We start from the raw sequence: 19,502 nt of genomic DNA, 5'->3' as shown, positions 1-19,502 counted from the left end.
CTATTTCTATTGCTTCTCACCACCAACATAAGTTCCGACAACTTTAGTTTGTGGAATTTCTTTAGCCTCAACCGTAACTATATCTTTATCTAAGATGACAAAATCAGCAAATTTACCAACTTCGATACTGCCTTTTTCTTCTTCTTCAAAATTAGAATAGGCTGCCCAGATAGTCATACCTCTTAATGCCTCTTCTCTACTTAATGCATTTTCCATCTGAAAACCACCTTCTGGATATTGCTCTAAATCTTGTCTTGCCACAGCTGCATAAAAAGTTAGCATAGGATTTACACGCTCCACGGGGAAATCTGTACCTAAAGCTACTTTTCCGTATTGTTTTAATAAATCTTTAAAAGCATAAGCACCTTTCATACGCTTTTCGCCAATTCTGTCCTCAGCCCAATACATATCACTCGTAGCATGGGTTGGTTGCACAGAAGGTATAATATCATTGAATTTTGGAAAATCTTCTGCAGACACTATTTGAGCGTGCTCAATTTTCCAACGACGGTTTGGCTTACCGTTAAGTACTTCCTTATAGATATCCAAAACTGCGTGGTTTGCAGAATCGCCAATAGCGTGTGTATTCATTTGATATTCAGAATTTGCTATACGCTTTGCTGTTGCTTTTAGTGTTTTAATATCATTAACCAAAAGCCCAAAGTGTCCCGGTTTGTCGCTGTAAGGATCACGCATCATAGCACCTCTTGACCCTAATGCACCGTCTGCATAAAACTTGAATGATCGCACGTTTAAAAAATCTGTTTTAATAATGCCTTTACCTATAAAGTAATCTAAGTTTTTAGGAGTCGCAGAAGCCATAGCATAAACTCGCATTTTTAAATCACCTGTTTGTTGTAAACTGTCTATTAAGTTAATCGCTTCAATACTTAATCCTGCATCATTAACTGTTGTTAATCCTAAATCAAAACATACGTCTTGAGCACCTAAAAGTGCGTCAATCGCTTCTTGTTTTGTAGAAGTTGGCCAGAAGTTCATCACTAAAGATTCTGCATTATCAATAAGAACACCAGTTGGTTGCCCATTTTCTAAAACGACTTCGCCGCCATCAATTTTACTATCAGCTGTAACTTTACCTAAATCTAAAGCAGCTTGATTAACCAAAATAGCATGTCCATCGACTCTTGTTAGTGCTATTGGTGTATCCGGAAACAACTCGTCTAACTTAGCTTTATTTGGAAAAACTTTGTCTTCCCAATCGTTTTGGTCCCAACCACGACCCATAATGTAATCTGCATTTTTTTCTTTGTGAAAATCAACAACTCGCTGTATAACTTCGTCATAGCTTTTTGTCCCCATAAGTTGCACTTCTTGCAAACCTATTCCAAGATTTAAAAAATGACAATGTGCATCAATCAATCCTGGTGTTATAGTTTGCCCATTAGCATCTACCATATTATCAGATTTGTAAGAACTAGCTATATCTTCGGAAGTACCGACAGCTAAAAACTTTCCATCTTTAACAGCAAATGCTTCCGCTGTACTGAAGGCATCATCGACAGTGTAAATAGTTGCGTTTATAACAATTAAATCTGCGGTTTGTTTTGCTGTTTCACAGGACAATATTGTGATTAGTGCTAAAATTGAAAGTGATTTTTTCATCGGTTGATTGTGGATTTTAAAAGTTTTGAAGTGTAAAAATAAGAAAAGCGTTATGGATGAAAACGCTATTTAAATTTTCTAACTGAATAACGTCATTATGTTAAAAGCCTACTTTCCATACTTTATCAGATGCTTCTAGGTATTCGGATAAAGCTGCGGAACCATACCAAGGAAAAATATCATAATCCAAAAATTTGGCTTTTATTGCTGGGTCAGTTGCTAAAAGTGTTTTTGCTTTTTCTATATCACTTTCGTTTAAGATAAAAATACCGCGGTAATCTTTATCATTTTCACCTACAGGGCCAGCGACTACTAATTTACCCGCTTCAACCATTGTTTCCATATTTGCCATATGTCCTGCAAAAGCTTTGTCAACTGCGGTTTTATCTTTTGATGTGTTCGAGCCTGTTTTAAGAATCACTAAGATATAAGACTTCATACCGTAATCATCAGCACCTACTTTTTTGGCTAACTCGGCATCATATTTAGGGTTTGTTTTTTGAGCTTGTATTAGTAAGGCAACGCTTAAGAATACAATAAGAAGTAATAGTTGTTTCATCTTGTAAAGTTAAAAATCAAACTGATATGTAGCACCAGCTAAAAACTGAATACCTTGAACTGGGAAATTATTCCAACGTTGGTAATCTTGGTTTGCTATATTATTTACTTTAGCATAAAAGGACAAGTAATCAAATAATTTGTAACCTACGTGAGCATTTGCATCGAAAAAACTATCTAAGGTTACAGTTTGTCTTTGAACTGGTGTTATTAATGTTCCTAACAAAGCTGATTCATCTTTTCTTTCTCCTGTAAAAAACACACTTCCGCCCATAAACCATTGTCTAGATATTTGATAATCTAAAAAGATGGAACCTTGAATATTTGGTAAATTCCAAGCTTGCGCTTCTACATCTGTATTGTAATTAAAATATTCTCCTTTTATAGCTAGTTTGAAGTTTCTGTTGACATCGATATTTAATTCTCCTCCAACAGAGAATGTTTTTACATTATCATAAACAACTCCGAATGAGTTTCCGTATTGATAATCTTCGGTAGCAAAAGTTTGTGCATTGTTAGTTTTAAATAAGGCTTTGTTCTCTTCTGCAAAATAATTACCTTTTATATTATAACTCACGCTGTTTGAAAGCTTTCCTTTTAGACCAATAAATCCATGGTACTGTTGGTCTGTTGGAGTAATTAATAATGTTGGAGATACAAATGGATTGACATTTGAAAAATCATAATAAGAATTTTGAATTAAATCTCCTGTGACACCTGCATAACCAATTAATATATCATTAACTAAACGGTATGAAGCTTCTATATTTGGATAGATAAATAATTTATTATCGTTAAACTCTGTATCATTAAGGTACGTTAAACGCACACCTAAATCCACAGTCAAATCATCTTGTGTTATTTGATATGACGGTGATAAACTCACATTTATATTTCCGTAATCTAAAGCCGTTGTAGTGTTGTAATTTCTATCGAAATTTCCACCTAAATAATCAACTCTAAATTCTGTCTCCACAACTTCACCAGAAATAGGTACATCAAAATCTGCTTTAGCTACAAAACGATTTTCTCCAGAATCTCTATCGTCTCCAAATCGTCTAAAACGTACACTACCACTTTTAATGAATGAATCTTCAAAATTTAACTTACCTCCAACATAAAAACTATTATAATTAATTTTTGAATCTATCATATTAGCTTCAGTTTGACCAAAAAACTGTTGTGGTAAGCCATACCAATTGTATGACCTTATGTCTGCTCCTAAATCAAGTTTCCAAGAAAAATCATTTAGCTTTTGCGAGTAATTGACATTCAGTCCTGTTTTAGAAAAATCATCGCCCAACAACAAATTATCTATACCGCTTTGAGATGAATGATGGCTAAAATAACCATCAACATTTTCTCCACTACTCAACTCATGATTCAAATATACCTCTCCCAAAATAGTTGTGTAAGTTCCAAAACCAAGAGATGCATAATTATCATAAAGCTTTACTGGTTTTGCCTTATCTACATTTGCTGCTTTACCTTTTGCGGGAGTAAAAGTAGATGCTACAGGAATAGAAAAAATATTGTATTTGACTTCTTTTTTCTTAATAGTGTTATCATCTTCTAACGATGGTTTGTCTTTGATTTTAAAGGCGTCAGATATCGTGGGCGTATAAGGTTTAATTACGTTAACCGTTTGGTCATCAATAGTATCTTTTGTTCGTTCTTGAGCGAACAAAAAAGATGTCATTAAAATGAAAAGCGCTGTTATTTTATATTTGATATTCATGTGATTTGTTTTGATTTTGACAAAAAAAAGATTCTTCGCTATGCTCTGAATGACAACAGAATTCTAATTTTTATCTGATTCAATTGATGAATTTGTTTTTGCTTCTTCAGCTTTTATTTTATTTAATTCAGTTTTTGCTTCTTCTACAACTTCTTCAAATTCCGGGAAGCTAGAAATAACACTCTCTAATATATAGGTAGCCTGAAAAGCATCATCTAAAGCGTAATAATTCTTCGCCATGACCACCAATCCTTTTGCCGAATAGAGTTTATAGCTACTATAGTCTTTGGCTAATTTTTGAATTACAGTATTAGATACCTCGTAACTTTGGTCTTTGTTTTTAAAATAGGCATTATAATACAATGCTTCTGCGGCAACAAAACCTGAGGCTGTTTTTTCGACTAAAGCATAAGCAGATTTGGCTTTCGTTTCGTTACCTGACTTCCATGCTGAACGCGCTATGATTAATTGCGCATCGCTTTTTATTTTAATATCTAAATTAGAATTTGATAATACTTTTTCGGCATAAACTTCTGCTTCAGAATAATCGTCTAATTGGTAATGCGCATTCATTATATTGGATTGTGCGTAGATAATATTTTGTGGATAGTCCGCTTCAGTTTCTAAATATTTTAATATTGAAATAGCATTATCCCATTCAGAATTATTCAAATAAATCTCACTCAACTTTACCAGAGCTTGCTCTGTATATTCATTTTTTGCAGCATCAACAACAGCTCTGTAATGAGGTTTTGCATTGTCAAATAAATCTTTCTTATAATACAGTTGTGCCAAATAAAAATGTGACTTTACTGCATGAATTCCATTTGGAAATCCATTTAAATACTTATTAAATTGTCTTATAGCTTGATCTGTATTACCATCTAAATATTGCTTTTCTGCTGCGAGATATGTTGTGTTGTCTAATTCGGCATCGGTAACCTCTACATAGTCTAGGCTTTTTACCCAACTTGCATATTCGTCTACACGACCTAAATCGATATAAATCAATCGTGCAGTAGAAACCGCTTGGATTGATTCCTGTGAACCTGCGTAGTCATTTGCTACTTTTTTGAATTTACTTAAAGCGTGTTCATTTTCACTTGCGTTATAATGAATTAAACCTTGACGCAATAATGATTTTGAGATAAAAGCACTGCTGCTATATTCTGAATTTAAACGGTCGTACATGGACATGGCTTTATCTGTTTCACTAGTTTTTACATAAGAGTTTGCTAGCTCATACATCGCATCATCGCGTAAACCAGATTTAGGATAACCAGCAATAAAACTATTCAGTTCTTTAATTTTTGTTGATGCATTACCCATGTAACCATTACTCATGGCAACTTGAAAAGCAGCATAGTCTGTTTCGATTTCTCCTATTCTGATAGCTCTATCATAAGCGGTGATAGCATTACTGTAATCACTTGACACAAAATAGCCATCACCTAATCTTAGATATGCATCATTAGTTCTAAGTCTATCATCCTTATTAGTATTAATAAAGCTATTGAAATAGTTAGATGCCTGATTATAATCTTTAATCTTAAAATAAGTGTAAGCCAAATTATAGTCTAAATTTTTAGCTTCAGAATAACTTGAAACATTACCTTGATTAAATTGCTTAAAACCAATCAGAGCTTCGTTGTAATTCGTTAGATTATAATCCGTTTCGGCTTTCCAGAAAGTTGCACGAGATGTAAATTCATCATCTCGTTGCTGGTCTAATGAATTATTGAACATCGTTAATGCTTCGGCATATTTATCTTCATTATACAGTTCTAAACCACGATAAAATGCAACTTTCTGATAAGCTATTTTATTTTCAAGACTATTTCTGTCCTTAAGCAGAACCAAAGCTTCCTCATAATTTTTTGATGTAATGTATGAGTCGATTAATAATGTTTCAATCTCATCTTTATACTCCGTTTTTGGATACGCTTCTAGATAACCAGCCAACACTTGAGGTACGGATTGATATGGGTTACCAATCTCATAACTAATTTTTGCGTAGTTAAGCCAAGCATCTTCTTTAATTTGCTCATCAAAAGACATCTGTGATGCGTTGCGAAATGCATTTAAGGCTTCAGGTTTTTTATCTAGATTGATATAACTCTCACCTAAATGATAATAAGCGTTTTGAGCTACAGAATTATTTCCGTCTATAATTTTATTGAATTCCGAAATAGCATTTTCAAAATCATTTTGTTTATAATATGCATAGCCTAATTGGTAAAAGTCTGTATTATTCCATCGGCCTTCTTTTCCTTTATAAGCTTTCAAATACGGAATAGCTTCAGTATATTTTTCAAGATTAAAATAACTTTCGCCGATGATTTTTGATAACTCTGAAGTCTCCTCTTCATTACTTTTTGGTAATTGTTCTTCAGCCAATTCTATGGCTTTTTCAAACTTACCGAGCTTAAAATTTAAATCTGCTTGATAATAACTAAGCTTCTCTTTATACTTTTCGTTATCAGAAACGGCCTCAAAATATTCGTTTGCAGCATCATAATCATCACCTTCGTATGCCATATAACCCAAATAATATTTGGCTTGTGACCCATAGTCGCCATTTTCTTTTACACGATTTAGATATTTTTCGGCACCACTTCTATTCTTTGTTGCATAAAGACTATAACCATAATTAAAATTGTATTTGTCTTGCTCTGATTTTGAAATACTCATTTCGTCAACCTTTTCATACCATTTTCTGGAATATGAAAAAGCATCGTTTTCAAAATAATAATCAGCAACATCTAAAAAAGCGGTATTTCGCTTTGTGCTTGTCGGATATTCTTCCACAAAATCCTCAATTAAATCATCTGCATTTTTTTGATTTAAACGCACAGCACAATTAGCGATGTAATAGCTACAATCAGACTTTAAAGTTTCATCGTCTGTTTCGTACTTAATGTCATCAAATAACGATTGTGCTGCTTTGTATTGTTGATTATTATATAGTGTTAATGCTTTTTGATAGTCCTTGAACTCGCTTGTATAAATAGATGTTTCTTGAGCAGAAAGAATTGTCGAGAATAACAATAAAACTCCAAAAATCTTATGTTTGAATAACGTCATATGCGTCGTTTTTTGATTTAAACTATTGATGATAAAAGTAAATGAATACCTTATTAGTAACGCAGAAAAATTAGGTTAATTATAAACCAAGTTATCAATACAAGCGCTACAAATCTGTATTTTGGTTTTACCCGTCATTTGATACAATAAAAGTTTAATTGCCAATTATTATGCCACTTTTTAAAAGTATTAATTGATTTTTTTGCAATACATTTATACCCAATAACGTTTTTTACACCAAAATACATTTATGTCCGAAACCGTTTTACAACTCAAGAACGCCAATATTTATCAAGCTGAAAACTTAGTACTTAGCGATGTTAATGTCGAATTACAAAAGGGTGATTTTGTCTATTTAATAGGAAAAACTGGAAGCGGAAAAAGTAGTTTTATGAAAACACTTTATGGTGATTTACAACTTACCGAAGGTGAAGGTCATATTGTGGATTTTAATTTATTGGGTTTAAAAGAAAAGGACATTCCGTTTTTGAGACGAAAATTAGGTGTTGTATTTCAGGATTTTAAATTATTACCTGACAGGACTATCAATGGAAACTTAGAGTTTGTATTGAAAGCAACAGGTTGGAAAGATAAAACTGAAATCAAAGAACGTTTGACTAAAGTTTTAGATAAAGTAGGTATGGGAAACAAAGGTTTTAAATTTCCTCATGAGCTTTCTGGCGGTGAACAACAGCGTGTTGCAATTGCAAGAGCTTTGCTAAACGAACCCGAGCTTATTTTAGCTGACGAACCTACCGGAAATCTTGACCCACAAACCAGTATAGAAGTCATGGAGGTCTTACAGGAATTAAATAAAAATGGCAATACGATACTCATGGCAACACACGATTATGCCTTGCTTTTAAAATACCCTAGCAAAACCTTTAAGTGTGATGAGAATAAGGTTTTTGAGGTTGTACAGCGAAAATCATAATAATGTATAAATCTTTTAAGGCCTTAATACAGAAATTATTCCCGAAGAAAATTCTTCATAAAAACGAATTACTTTTTAGATATCCTTTTGGACTTTTTTACAAAGGCAGCTCCTGTCAATGTACCATTTGCAATAATAAATTAAGAACATTTATAAATTTTGAAGACAAAGATTTGTTGTGCCCATTTTGCGGAAGCCTTTCTAGAACAAGAAGACTTTATGATGAATTATTAAAAAATGATTTGATAAAAGGAACTGTTTTGCACTTTTCGCCATCAAGAGCTATTTACAGAAAATTAAAAGCTAATATATCAGCTGAATATTATAGTACAGACTTTACAAATGCCTTTTTAGCTGACTACAAATTTGATATTACTAACATTGACCAAGCAAATAATAAGTTTGACCTTATTCTTTGTTTCCATATTTTAGAACACATTGATGATGACACCAAAGCAATGCAAGAGCTATATCGTGTATTAAAACAATCTGGCAGCTGCTATATACAAACACCTTTTAAAAATGGTGACATTTACGAAGATGCCACAATTAAACTACCCGAAAAAAGGCTTGAACATTTTGGTCAAGAAGACCATGTAAGAATATATTCTATTGAAGGATTAAATTCGAGATTAAAATCTGTTGGTTTTAAGACTAAAATCATTAATTACAAAAAGGATTCTACTTTTGGTTTTTACGATGAAACCGTAATCGTGTGTAAAAAATAAACTTTAATCTTTTGTGACTACCCTAAACTCCTTTTAGTAAGCTCTATATTTGTTTTATGCTCTCAATATTAATACCAACATATAACTATAAAATTACTGATTTAGTTAGCACATTGCATAGACAAGCAACAAGCCTTGGTGTTGAATTTGAAATTTTATGCAGAGACGATGCTTCCTCAAAATACTTTCAAGAAAATGAGATTGGTATTAAAGACCTAAAGGATACGCATTACTTTGCTTCTGAAATAAATATTGGTCGAACAGCTAGCAGGCAATTTCTTTGTCAAAAAGCAAAATACAATTGGCTACTATTCTTAGATGCAGATGTCATACCTAAGAGCGATTCTCTTATTAAAAATTACTCAACTTACTTTACTTCAAATTACGATGCGATTTTTGGTGGTTTTGCCTATAACAATCCACAGCGTATTAAAAACGGAATCTTACGCTGGAAGTACGGAAAAAAGTTTGAAGAAGTCGATGCAAAAAAACGTAACCTTAAACCATATGAGCTTATAATATCTGCTAACTTCCTGATTCGAAAGACGGTTTTTAACAAAATTAATCCCGAATTAAATAGAAACAGTTATGGATTAGATAACTATTTTTCTGCTTTATTAAAACAGCATAAATTAAAAGTTTTACATATTAACAATGAAGCTTATCATTATGGCTTAGAAGACAATGCCTCTTACATAAGAAAAAGTGAAGAAGCTATTGATACACTTTTGTGGATGAAGGACACAAGAAATATAACTTCTCACAATAATAAATTACTAAATACTTACAGCTATATTAAGGCAATAAAGCTAAATTATTTTACTGCATTCTTATATCGCTTTTTTAATAACAGTATTCGAAAAAATTTACTGAGTGACTCTCCTAACATATATTTACTCCAGATTTATAAACTATTATTTATAAGTCATAAAGACCTTAGTCAATAGTATGAAAGAGACACCATTTTTTTCTATTATTATACCGCTATACAACAAAGCATCGTATATTGGACCTACTCTTAATTCCATATTTAAACAAACATTTAAGTCCTATGAGATTGTAATAATAAATGATGGTTCTACTGACGGCAGTCTTGAAAAGGCAAAACATATTTTAAAAAAACACACAAATCACTTAATACACAGTCAAGAAAACAAAGGTCTATCTGCTTCAAGAAACATAGGTGCTTCTTTATCAAAAGGAAAAGTTATTGCATTGTTAGACGCCGACGATATATGGCACGAGAATTTTTTAGAATCGATTTATAATCTATACACAACTTTCCCAGAAGCTTCAGTTTATGGAACAGATTATCTAGAGAAATACAGTGATTCAAATATTATTGAAACTAAAAAAAACATAGACCCAAAACTAAAAAACAAAGCGCTTTTAATAGAAGATTTCTTCATAGCAAATAAATTTCAATCTATAGTTTGTCAAAGTAGTATAGCATTTAGAAAAAAAGTGCTATCAGAAATTGCTTTTGATGAGAGTATCGACTATGCCGAAGATGTCGATTTTTACTTAAAATGCTTTACAAATCACAATTTAGCTTACGACTACACACCGCTTACCACAATCTTGAGTAATATACCTAACCAAATAACTAGACAAGGAATTAAAAATAAAACCATACCAAATCTAAATTTTTACGAAAAAAACAATCCTCAAAATAATTCTTTAAAACAATTTCTGGACTCCAAGCGATACGCCTATGCAATTGAATACAAATTAGCAAAGGATGCATCTAACTTTAATCATCTTATAAAATCTCTGGATTTCGGGAATCTTAATTTGAAACAGAAAGTATTATTAAAAAGTCCTTTATTTTTTCTGAAATTTTTGAAAAGTATAAAAAAATTATTGTTGAAGTATAATATTAGAATTACTTCATTTAGCAACTAGAATCTACTTTCCATAAGGGCATTTATATATTTATTCCATTTTACTGATGTTTGCTCCATTGAGAAGGATTGTATACTACTTATGGCGTTTGCCTGGCAAGTATTATATAAAACCTTATTTGTATACATTTCGTTAATAGCATTTGTTAGCGCTGCAAAGTCTTGATTTTCTACCAATAAGCCGTTTTTTTTGTCTGTAATAATTTCTCTAGGACCTGACTTACAATCAAAAGATATTATTGGTGTTTCACAAGCTAAAGACTCTATCAAAACCCTTGGAAAACCCTCACCTAAACTTGACATAATCAAAAATTTAGCATTCGCTAAATACGTAAAAGGATTATTTTGAAAAGGTAATAAGGTGACTTTTTCATCAAGATTCAATATTTTAATTTTTTCCAATAATGTTTTTTCTTGAGGTCCACTACCTACGATATACAACTTAATGTTTTGTGATGGCAAAACAGAATTTTTATAAGCCTCTAAAAGTTTATCGAATTGCTTAATAACATTTAATCTACCTAAAGCAATTACATAATCATCAGTAATTATATTATCTTCTTGTGTTTTATTCTTAATATAACCTATATCAATAGGACTGTAAATTGCACTAACATTAGTGAAAGAAAACTTCTTTTCTATTTCTTTTTTAATATCAAAAGAGACTGCATTAATAGACAAATATCCTTTGTATAAATACTTAGAGAGTAATGTTGGATTTGGAAAGTACCATTTTAGATTATAATGCCTAACCATATTTATCATGCTAGTCCTAAAAACTATTTTGTTTAAAATCAACTCTCTTAGAGGAAAGTTTTTCATTCTAAAATCTAAAATAATATCAAATTTGCGACTCTTAATTTCTTTGTATAATCTCTTATACCTGTAATATTTACTTAATAATGATGTTGATCTATTCTTGTAAGTTCCTAAATTTATAAGCTCGCCTTTATACGGGTAAGCTATATCGTCATAAAGTGTAACAAGGGTAATTTCATGTCCTAAGTCTGATAGTATCAGAGACAACAAACCTGCAGAGCGTTCCGCACCACCACCATTTAACCTCTCAATCAGTATACAAATTTTGTATGTCATTTATTTTCACTTGACTTAAATTCATTAAAATCTTTATTTTCCTGAATTATACGTTTTCTTGGTTTAAAATCTTCACTGAAAATACTTCTACTATTGTCAAGTAATTCACTTTCAATTCCTAAGAAATGTGTAAGACTATGAGGAAAATCATCTAACATATATGGACGCGCCTCATCAACAACAAAATTATCTGCTTTCTCAAATGTAGGTGACATATACACAAAAAACGGAACTTCATACATCGTAGAGGTAGGTTTGTCTTCAAAATGCCCAAAATAATCAGCTACATCATAAACTTCCTCTCCATGATCAGAAAAATATAATACTGCACTTTTTTGATTTAATTTTTTTACAGATTCTATTATCTCGCTGAGAATAAAGTCAGTATATAAAACTGAATTATCATAAGTATCAATAATCTCATTTTTACTACTCTTTTCTTCTGATTGAAATTTATTAAAACTTTCCGGATATCTCTTGTTATATGCATAATGACTTCCTACTAAATGAACAAATATTACTTTTTTTCCTTTTTCAGATAACTTATTCCTAACCTTTGGTAATAAAACCTCGTCGTGTAAAGTGTTTTTTCGATAATCATTGTAATTTAAAAATAGTGTTTCGTCAGATGAAGACGCTAATCTGGAAACCAAATTATCATGAACACCAACTGCTCTGTGATTTGATAACCATATGACTTTAAATCCAGCACTTTTAACATAGTTAATCAGTGTTGTTACTGCATTAGGATTTTCGTAATTAGAAAGGGTGAAAATATCATTAATAGAACCCGTTGTATAAGCATGTGAACTAATTACATCATCGTAAACAACTAATGATTCTGATAATGCTTTTAAGTTTGGGCTTGTTTTACGGTGGTAACCATAAACCTGCATATGCTTTCTGTTTGCAGACTCACCTATAACAACTACAATTGCATCATTATCAGTTTTTATTTTTGTTTCAAGTTTAATTTTAGAATTGATTGACTTATTAATCGCTTCTATCTGAGCACTGTATTGCATGTAAGACTTAATAGTTATATAAGGTAAATTATAAACTATGAGTCCACTAAATTTTAAAAACAATAACACAATGAGTATAGCTATAAAATTTGGCCTAATTTTTTTTGATATGAGATTTACTTTTTTAAAAATTTGCTTTTTAAAAATCGGAAATAAGGGTATAATAAACAGAAGTAACCAGAGTAAATTCTTGTTATAATAGACGATACTGAACTCTCTAACTTCGTTATAATTTGTATTTAGTATTACATATATGTATGAGGCATTAAACCTAGTCTGAAACAATAGATACAAACCAGTCTCAATTAGCAACATTAAATAAAATGAGCAAATTAAAAAATTAGCAAATCTTTTTCCATATTTAAAATATGAAAGCTGGCCTACTATTATCAAAATAGCAGCTGCGAATAACAAATTTTCAGCAAAGTTTAAAAATGTTGAAAATTCTATTTCATGTATTGTTATTTCTAATATTAGAGATAAAAGTATCGGGTAAAGCAATAAAGCAATACTAGGTTTTAAATAAACATTTAAGTAATCTCTCACACTAAATTATTTTTATTTTGCTTGTAATAATTATAAATAAAAAAAATCACTATTGGTAAATAAACCATATAACTAAAAGCATAAGCCTTTACTACTCCAACTAAGCCGTATATATCTATAAAAAAATAACTCAAACAAAAATACATTAGACTCAAAAGACCATTAGTAAATAAATATGATTTAAAAAGAAGTTTGGCATGAAATTGCTTTACTAAAACTATTGCCATAACATTAATAAAATCACCAATGAGTCTCCAAAAAAACAACTCAGAGGTTGGAATAAATTCTTCACTTAAAAGAAAGTTTAATAAAAAATAACGAAGAAAATAAATTAACGTAAATGCAATTATTATTAATGGTATAATTAATATATAAAAGCTTTTAACTTCTTTTTTAAAAATTTCAAAACTATTTGTTTTTGATAAACGCGGTAATAGATAAAAAGAGGTTAAGCTGATGAAAAACATTAAATAAAATGATGATATTCTATTCATAGCCTCCCAATAACCAGCTTCTTCTACACTCAAATTTTCTATAATAAGATTTCTTATTAATAAAAAAGTTATTGATACTACTACTGTAGAGTATGCGGCCATTAAAAAATAAATACTAATATTCTTTAATGCTTTAATTGAAAATAATTCAAACTTAAAAGCATAAAAAAGGATAATTCGCTTTTCTCTTAGAGCAAAAAAATTAATAATAAAAACAATTATTGGGCCTATAATAATACCTATTAAAGCTCCTTGTAAACCAAATTTAATGGTAAAAAAAACAGTAATAAGCATATTGCCTATACTCAAAATGGAATTTACTATAACCAATTTTTTATAGCGCTCCATTCCGTTAAGCACATATATAACTAGCAAGTTATAAGAAAAAAAAGGTAAGCCTATTGCTAAGGTTTTAATGACATATGCATAAGATTCAGTTTTAAATAAAACACTACTCCAAATCGACGAAAATACCCAGAGGATTATACCTATTAATAAAGCTAATCCTATACTTAATTGAAATACAGTAGCAATAGTCTTACTTCTTTTAAGCTCATCTTCATTGTATTCTGCAACATAACGGATTGTGGCATTATGATAACCTTCTGCTGTAAAACTTGAAGCTGTTTGTGTAAAACTCCTTAGATTTCCGAGTAGTGCTAGTCCACTTGGCCCAAGAAATAAAGCGATTATTTTTGAGGTAATTATCCCAGAAATAGCTCTAACAAGCACTATTATGGCATTAAAATAAGAGGCCTTGATAAGATGATTGGAATTAAAAATCCTAAATTTCATTTACAAATTTCTAATAATTAGTAATATACAATATTATCAATCATTTAAAACCGAATGATTAATCTATACTGTGTCATCTTGTATAATTCCAAACAGCGAACTACTGAATATTAAAATTACAATCCCAAAGTGTAATAAGTGTGTAAAGAAATGCCCCATAACAGCACCTTCTAATCCAAAAACATCGATTAAATATACACTGGAAAAATAAAGTGTAACAAAAAGAAAGATTTCTAATATTATAAAATGGCTAAACATCTTTTTTGCTAAAAACTGATATGCAATCACCATAGCTAATACTCTAATAAAATCTCCTGAAATTTGCCATAAAAATAAGTCACTTGCAGGTAAGAATTCTTCAGAAAAAACAAGCCTCAAGACTATTTTTCTTGTAAGGTATAACACAACAAGTAATGCAGCAAAATAAGGCATAAGATTTTTATAGAAGTTAATTACCTCTTTTCTAAAATCTTTTTTGGTGTCTATTTTTGTAAGTTTTGGAACTAAGTATAAAGCTATTAATGAGTTAACAAACATTAAATAATAATCAGAAATACGATTCATTGCTTCCCAATATCCAGTTTCTTGCAAGCCAATTTCAGAAGTGATATAATTTCTTATAAAAATCATAACTAAAGGTAAAGCAACAGCACTAGTCAATGCCATGACCGAATATGGACTGAGTTTATTAAGCATCTGAGCTGACACTCTCGTAATCTTTACAAACGGAACTAAACTTGTTCTAAAAAGAATTCCTACTAGTGTAATTAAAAAGACTAATCCAGGAGTTATAGCTATCGCAATTAACGCACCATCTATTCTGTCTTGCCAAATAAGCAATAATGTTATTAAAAGTCCTCCTATTTGTCCTATAAGGCTAATCACCAACAAAAACTTATACTTGGAATAACCATTCATTATTGCAAAACAGAATGCGTTAAGCGAATACAAAGGCAATACAAAAGCTAAAATCTCAATAGCATAAGTGTAATCTGCTGTACCAAATAAGAACGTATTAATATGCGCAGCAAAATAATAACAAAGCAGTGCAGATATCATAGTACTTAGAAATCCTATATAAAAAGAAGTTGAAAGTACTTCACTAAGTCTTTTATTATCCTCTTTAAATTCTGCAATATATTTTACAAGACCTTTATAAAAGCCTAATGCCGAAAATGATTGAATTGCTTTTAAAAAACTAGAAAGATTTCCAATATGTGCTAAACCTTCAGCACCAATGAAAATAGCGATAAACTTTGAAGTGAGTATACCTGCTATAATTCGAACTCCTAATATAAAAGAATTAAGATTAGCTACGTTGAATAAAACGTTGGTATTAATGTAATTGTTAAATTTCTTCAATTAAGAGCTAACTTATATGGGTTTTCAGCAAATCTAATTGTTTAAGCCTTCAACTTCAAACTTAACTCTATAAAATTTAATAGATTACTGTTTAGCTGGCCTTATTAGATAGTAAATGTTTACCATTAAGATTGCAGCATTTGCAATAATTATAGGTAATCCTATTCGAAGCGTAGGCATTAAAAAACCATAAATAATAAAAAGTACACAACCAGACATATTAACCAGTCGCAATCTTTTGACATCTTTCATGGTGAAAGATAGTAACACCATAAAAGATGCTAAATAGCCTACATATTCAGTTCCTGTTATTCCGAATAATTCCATAAGGGTTAATTTTATTATCAAAAAAGAGAAATATTTTTCAATATTTCTCTTTTCAAAAATTATATATTAAAATATTCTAGTGAATTTTGTTTCGCTTACGATCAACATCTTTCAAGAAAATTTTACGTAATCTTAAGTGATTTGGTGTAACCTCAACATACTCATCTTTCTGAATATATTCTAAAGCCTCTTCTAAAGAAAATTTTATAGCTGGCACAATCTTAGCTTTATCATCTGCACCTGATGAACGAACATTACTTAACTTCTTAGTCTTTGTAACGTTAACTGTCATATCATCACCACGAGAATTTTCTCCAATAACTTGACCTTCGTATATATCTTCACCTGGATCAACAAAAAACTTACCTCTATCTTGCAATTTGTCAATAGAATAAGGAATTGCACTTCCGTTTTCCATAGATACTAAAGACCCATTTTGTCTTTCTGGAATCCCACCTTTTAAAGGTCTATAATCAACAAAACGGTGCGCCATAATAGCCTCACCTGCAGTTGCAGTTAATAATTGATTTCTTAATCCAATGATACCACGAGATGGCACTACAAACTCACAAACCATACGTTCGCCTTTTGCTTCCATACTTAGCATTTCTCCTTTACGCATGGTAACCATTTCGATAGCTTTACCAGAAACATGCTCTGGTAAATCAATCGTCATTTCTTCAAAAGGCTCACATTTAACACCATCAACTTCTTTGATAATTACTTGTGGTTGTCCAATTTGAAGTTCATAACCTTCACGACGCATTGTCTCTATTAAAACCGATAAGTGTAATACACCACGACCAAAAACCATAAACTTATCTGCACTATCAGTTTCTTCAACTCTAAGTGCTAGGTTTTTCTCAAGCTCCTTCATTAAACGGTCTTTGATATGACGTGATGTTACGAACTTTCCGTCTTTACCAAAGAAAGGACTATCATTAATAGTAAACAACATACTCATTGTTGGCTCATCAATAGCAATAGTCTTTAGACCTTCAGGATTCTCGATATCAGCAACAGTATCACCAATTTCGAAACCTTCTAAGCCTACAATGGCACAAATATCTCCTGTTTGAACTTCTTCAACCTTTTTACGACCAAGACCTTCAAAAGTATGTAATTCTTTAATTTTAGATTTTACGATTGACCCATCACGCTTTACTAAAGAGATTTGTTGATTCACCTTTAAGTTTCCTCTTGTCAAACGTCCAATAGCAATTCGTCCTGTAAATGAAGAGAAGTCTAATGATGTAATTAACATCTGTGTTGTTCCTTCTTCAATTTTTGGCTCAGGAATATGTTCAATCACCATATCTAATAATGGCTCAATGTTTTCAGTTTCATTTTGCCAGTCATCACTCATCCAGTTATTTTTTGCCGAACCATAAACGGCAGGGAAATCTAACTGCCACTCTTCTGCACCAAGCTCAAACATCAAATCAAATACCTTTTCGTGTACTTCGTCTGGTGTACAATTTTCTTTATCTACTTTATTAACCACTACACAAGGCTTCAACCCTAAATCAATTGCTTTTTGTAAAACAAAACGTGTTTGTGGCATTGGTCCTTCAAAGGCATCGACTAATAACAAAACACCATCGGCCATATTTAATACACGCTCTACTTCTCCTCCAAAATCGGCGTGACCAGGTGTGTCTATAATATTGATTTTAGTATCTCTATAAACAACTGAAACGTTTTTTGAGGTAATTGTAATTCCTCTTTCACGTTCTAAATCATTATTATCTAAGATTAAATCTCCTGTATTCTCGTTTTCACGAAATAACTGACAGTGATACATGATTTTATCTACCAAGGTTGTTTTACCGTGGTCAACGTGTGCGATAATCGCAATATTTTTAATTGTAGCCATAATAGGTGCTATTTTTAAGCGTGCAAATGTACGCTTATTTATTGGATTTTAGGTTAGTTAATTGTTACGACATCTCTTTTACGATTTTTAAACTAAGAAGTGCACATAATTACGATTTTATAACCCGAAACTTATGGTATATTTGCAGCGTAAATTTATAAACGTTTTCAAAGGATGGCACTTCAAAATATTCCGAATATTAAACATGCAAATTCTAATAACTTCTTTTTGCTTTGTGGCCCGTGTGCCATTGAAGGTGAAGACATGGCGTTACGTATCGCTGAAAAAGTCATTACAATTACTGATAAGTTAGAAATTCCATACGTTTTTAAAGGGAGTTTTAAAAAAGCTAACCGAAGTAGAATTGACAGTTTTACTGGTATTGGAAATGAAAAAGCGCTTAAAATCTTAAGGAAGGTATCAGAAACTTTTAATGTGCCAACTGTAACCGATATTCATGAGGCTTCTGATGCAGCAATGGCTGCAGAGTATGTAGACGTATTGCAAATACCTGCCTTTTTAGTTAGACAAACAGATTTGGTAGTTGCGGCTGCAAAAACTGGTAAAGTTGTTAACCTAAAAAAAGGACAATTTATGAGTCCTGAAGCTATGAAACATGCTGTGCAAAAAGTGAAAGATGCTGGTAATGAAAATGCCTGGATTACAGATAGAGGAACCATGTTTGGTTACCAAGATATGATTGTAGATTTTAGAGGTATCCCAACCATGCGGGAATATGCGCCAACGGTTTTAGATGTTACGCATTCGTTACAACAGCCTAATCAAAGTGTTGGTGTTACTGGTGGAAGACCAGATATGATTGAAACAATAGCTCGTGCTGGTGTTGTAAATAATGTTGACGGCTTATTCATAGAAACTCACTTTGACCCAGCAAACGCTAAAAGTGATGGCGCTAATATGTTACACTTAGATAACCTAGAAAGTCTATTGACTAACTTGACTAAGATTAGAAAAGTAGTAACTAGTTTTTAGCCTTACCGATTCTTGTCAATTTAAATGGATTAATATTAATCCGTAATTGTTCTTGGATAACGTAAGCTATAACCTCATCATTAATATCTTCAACAGATTTAAAGCGCAAAGATGTCACAGATTTTCTGTTTGTGGTCACAAAATGCTCTCTATACTTTTTTATTTTGTCGCCATGCCAAAATGCTAAATCTACATAATCTTTAGATTGATTAAGATAACATAAAGGAATACCATTACAATAATAAAATGGGATGCGCCACTTAAACAATAACTCTGTATTTGATGCATAGGCTTCAATAACACTTTGAAGTTGAAGCAAAATACTTTTAAAAGGTTCTTCTTGACTCAGAATATAATTTTCAGCTGGATTCATTTTATCTCTCTAAGGGTTTGATATATTAGTTTATATTTGAATTTCAT

Annotated in this window: 16 protein-coding genes; 5 read left to right on the top strand and 11 right to left on the bottom strand. The window is 31.4% G+C overall.

What is annotated here, in order from left to right:
- Positions 1-6: 6 nt before the first annotated feature.
- From BTO05_RS12430 to BTO05_RS12415, 4 genes are all read right to left on the bottom strand, one after another.
- Complete coding sequence (locus BTO05_RS12430) at positions 7-1,623, bottom strand: amidohydrolase (RefSeq protein WP_087492982.1); 1,617 nt, start codon at positions 1,621-1,623, stop codon at positions 7-9.
- Between the two features lie 100 nt (positions 1,624-1,723).
- Complete coding sequence (locus BTO05_RS12425) at positions 1,724-2,182, bottom strand: YciI family protein (protein ID WP_087492981.1); 459 nt, start codon at positions 2,180-2,182, stop codon at positions 1,724-1,726.
- Between the two features lie 9 nt (positions 2,183-2,191).
- On the bottom strand, positions 2,192-3,919 hold the full coding sequence (locus tag BTO05_RS12420) for a TonB-dependent receptor (RefSeq protein ID WP_087492980.1): 1,728 nt from the start codon (positions 3,917-3,919) through the stop codon (positions 2,192-2,194).
- Positions 3,920-3,982: 63 nt separating this feature from the next.
- Entirely contained in the window at positions 3,983-7,003 is a 3,021-nt protein-coding gene (locus BTO05_RS12415; protein WP_087492979.1) for a tetratricopeptide repeat protein, read from the bottom strand.
- 250 nt (positions 7,004-7,253) lie between these two features.
- On the opposite strand from BTO05_RS12415, the gene BTO05_RS12410 reads away from it, so the two are divergent.
- Genes BTO05_RS12410 through BTO05_RS12395 form a run of 4 tightly spaced genes read left to right on the top strand, consistent with a single transcriptional unit; the run spans position 7,254 to position 10,570 of the window.
- A complete protein-coding gene (locus tag BTO05_RS12410) occupies positions 7,254-7,937 on the top strand; it encodes a cell division ATP-binding protein FtsE (protein WP_087492978.1) in 684 nt (227 codons plus the stop codon).
- Positions 7,938-7,939: 2 nt separating this feature from the next.
- On the top strand, positions 7,940-8,665 hold the full coding sequence (locus BTO05_RS12405) for a class I SAM-dependent methyltransferase (RefSeq protein ID WP_087492977.1): 726 nt from the start codon (positions 7,940-7,942) through the stop codon (positions 8,663-8,665).
- 56 nt (positions 8,666-8,721) lie between these two features.
- Positions 8,722-9,612 carry a glycosyltransferase family 2 protein gene (locus BTO05_RS12400; RefSeq protein WP_087492976.1) on the top strand — a complete coding sequence of 297 codons (891 nt, stop codon included), beginning with the start codon at positions 8,722-8,724 and terminating at the stop codon, positions 9,610-9,612.
- Between the two features lies 1 nt (position 9,613).
- A complete protein-coding gene (locus BTO05_RS12395) occupies positions 9,614-10,570 on the top strand; it encodes a glycosyltransferase family 2 protein (RefSeq protein WP_087492975.1) in 957 nt (318 codons plus the stop codon).
- Here BTO05_RS12395 and BTO05_RS12390 read toward each other — a convergent pair.
- The 6 genes from BTO05_RS12390 to typA all read right to left on the bottom strand — a co-directional run bounded on the left by BTO05_RS12390 (position 10,567) and on the right by typA (position 18,089).
- Positions 10,567-11,664, bottom strand: a complete 1,098-nt coding sequence (locus BTO05_RS12390) for a glycosyltransferase (protein WP_087492974.1) — start codon at positions 11,662-11,664, stop codon at positions 10,567-10,569. The two genes, BTO05_RS12395 and BTO05_RS12390, sit on opposite strands and share 4 nt — an antisense overlap.
- Positions 11,661-12,689: a phosphoethanolamine transferase gene (locus BTO05_RS12385; RefSeq protein WP_157662586.1), complete on the bottom strand. Its 1,029-nt coding sequence runs from the start codon at positions 12,687-12,689 to the stop codon at positions 11,661-11,663. The genes BTO05_RS12390 and BTO05_RS12385 overlap by 4 nt, the downstream gene beginning before the upstream one ends.
- A gap of 542 nt (positions 12,690-13,231) precedes the next feature.
- The gene (locus BTO05_RS12380; RefSeq protein ID WP_087492972.1) at positions 13,232-14,524 is read right to left on the bottom strand and encodes an O-antigen translocase; all 1,293 of its coding nucleotides are present in this window, start codon (positions 14,522-14,524) and stop codon (positions 13,232-13,234) included.
- A gap of 63 nt (positions 14,525-14,587) precedes the next feature.
- Positions 14,588-15,886, bottom strand: a complete 1,299-nt coding sequence (locus BTO05_RS12375) for an O-antigen translocase (protein ID WP_087492971.1) — start codon at positions 15,884-15,886, stop codon at positions 14,588-14,590.
- 84 nt (positions 15,887-15,970) lie between these two features.
- Entirely contained in the window at positions 15,971-16,213 is a 243-nt protein-coding gene (locus BTO05_RS12370) for a uroporphyrinogen decarboxylase (protein WP_087492970.1), read from the bottom strand.
- A gap of 76 nt (positions 16,214-16,289) precedes the next feature.
- A complete protein-coding gene (typA, locus tag BTO05_RS12365) occupies positions 16,290-18,089 on the bottom strand; it encodes a translational GTPase TypA (protein ID WP_198295230.1) in 1,800 nt (599 codons plus the stop codon).
- A 174-nt stretch (positions 18,090-18,263) separates the two neighbouring features.
- Here typA and kdsA point away from each other — a divergent pair, with 174 nt between their 5' ends.
- Complete coding sequence (gene kdsA / locus BTO05_RS12360) at positions 18,264-19,082, top strand: 3-deoxy-8-phosphooctulonate synthase (protein WP_087492968.1); 819 nt, start codon at positions 18,264-18,266, stop codon at positions 19,080-19,082.
- On the opposite strand, the gene BTO05_RS12355 is transcribed toward kdsA, so the two are convergent.
- The gene (locus BTO05_RS12355; RefSeq protein ID WP_087492967.1) at positions 19,072-19,455 is read right to left on the bottom strand and encodes a DUF1801 domain-containing protein; all 384 of its coding nucleotides are present in this window, start codon (positions 19,453-19,455) and stop codon (positions 19,072-19,074) included. The two genes, kdsA and BTO05_RS12355, sit on opposite strands and share 11 nt — an antisense overlap.
- Positions 19,456-19,502 lie beyond the last annotated feature (47 nt).

The organism is Winogradskyella sp. PC-19, from assembly GCF_002163855.1.
GTDB lineage: Bacteria > Bacteroidota > Bacteroidia > Flavobacteriales > Flavobacteriaceae > Winogradskyella.
This window is presented reverse-complemented; position numbering and strand designations above follow the sequence as displayed.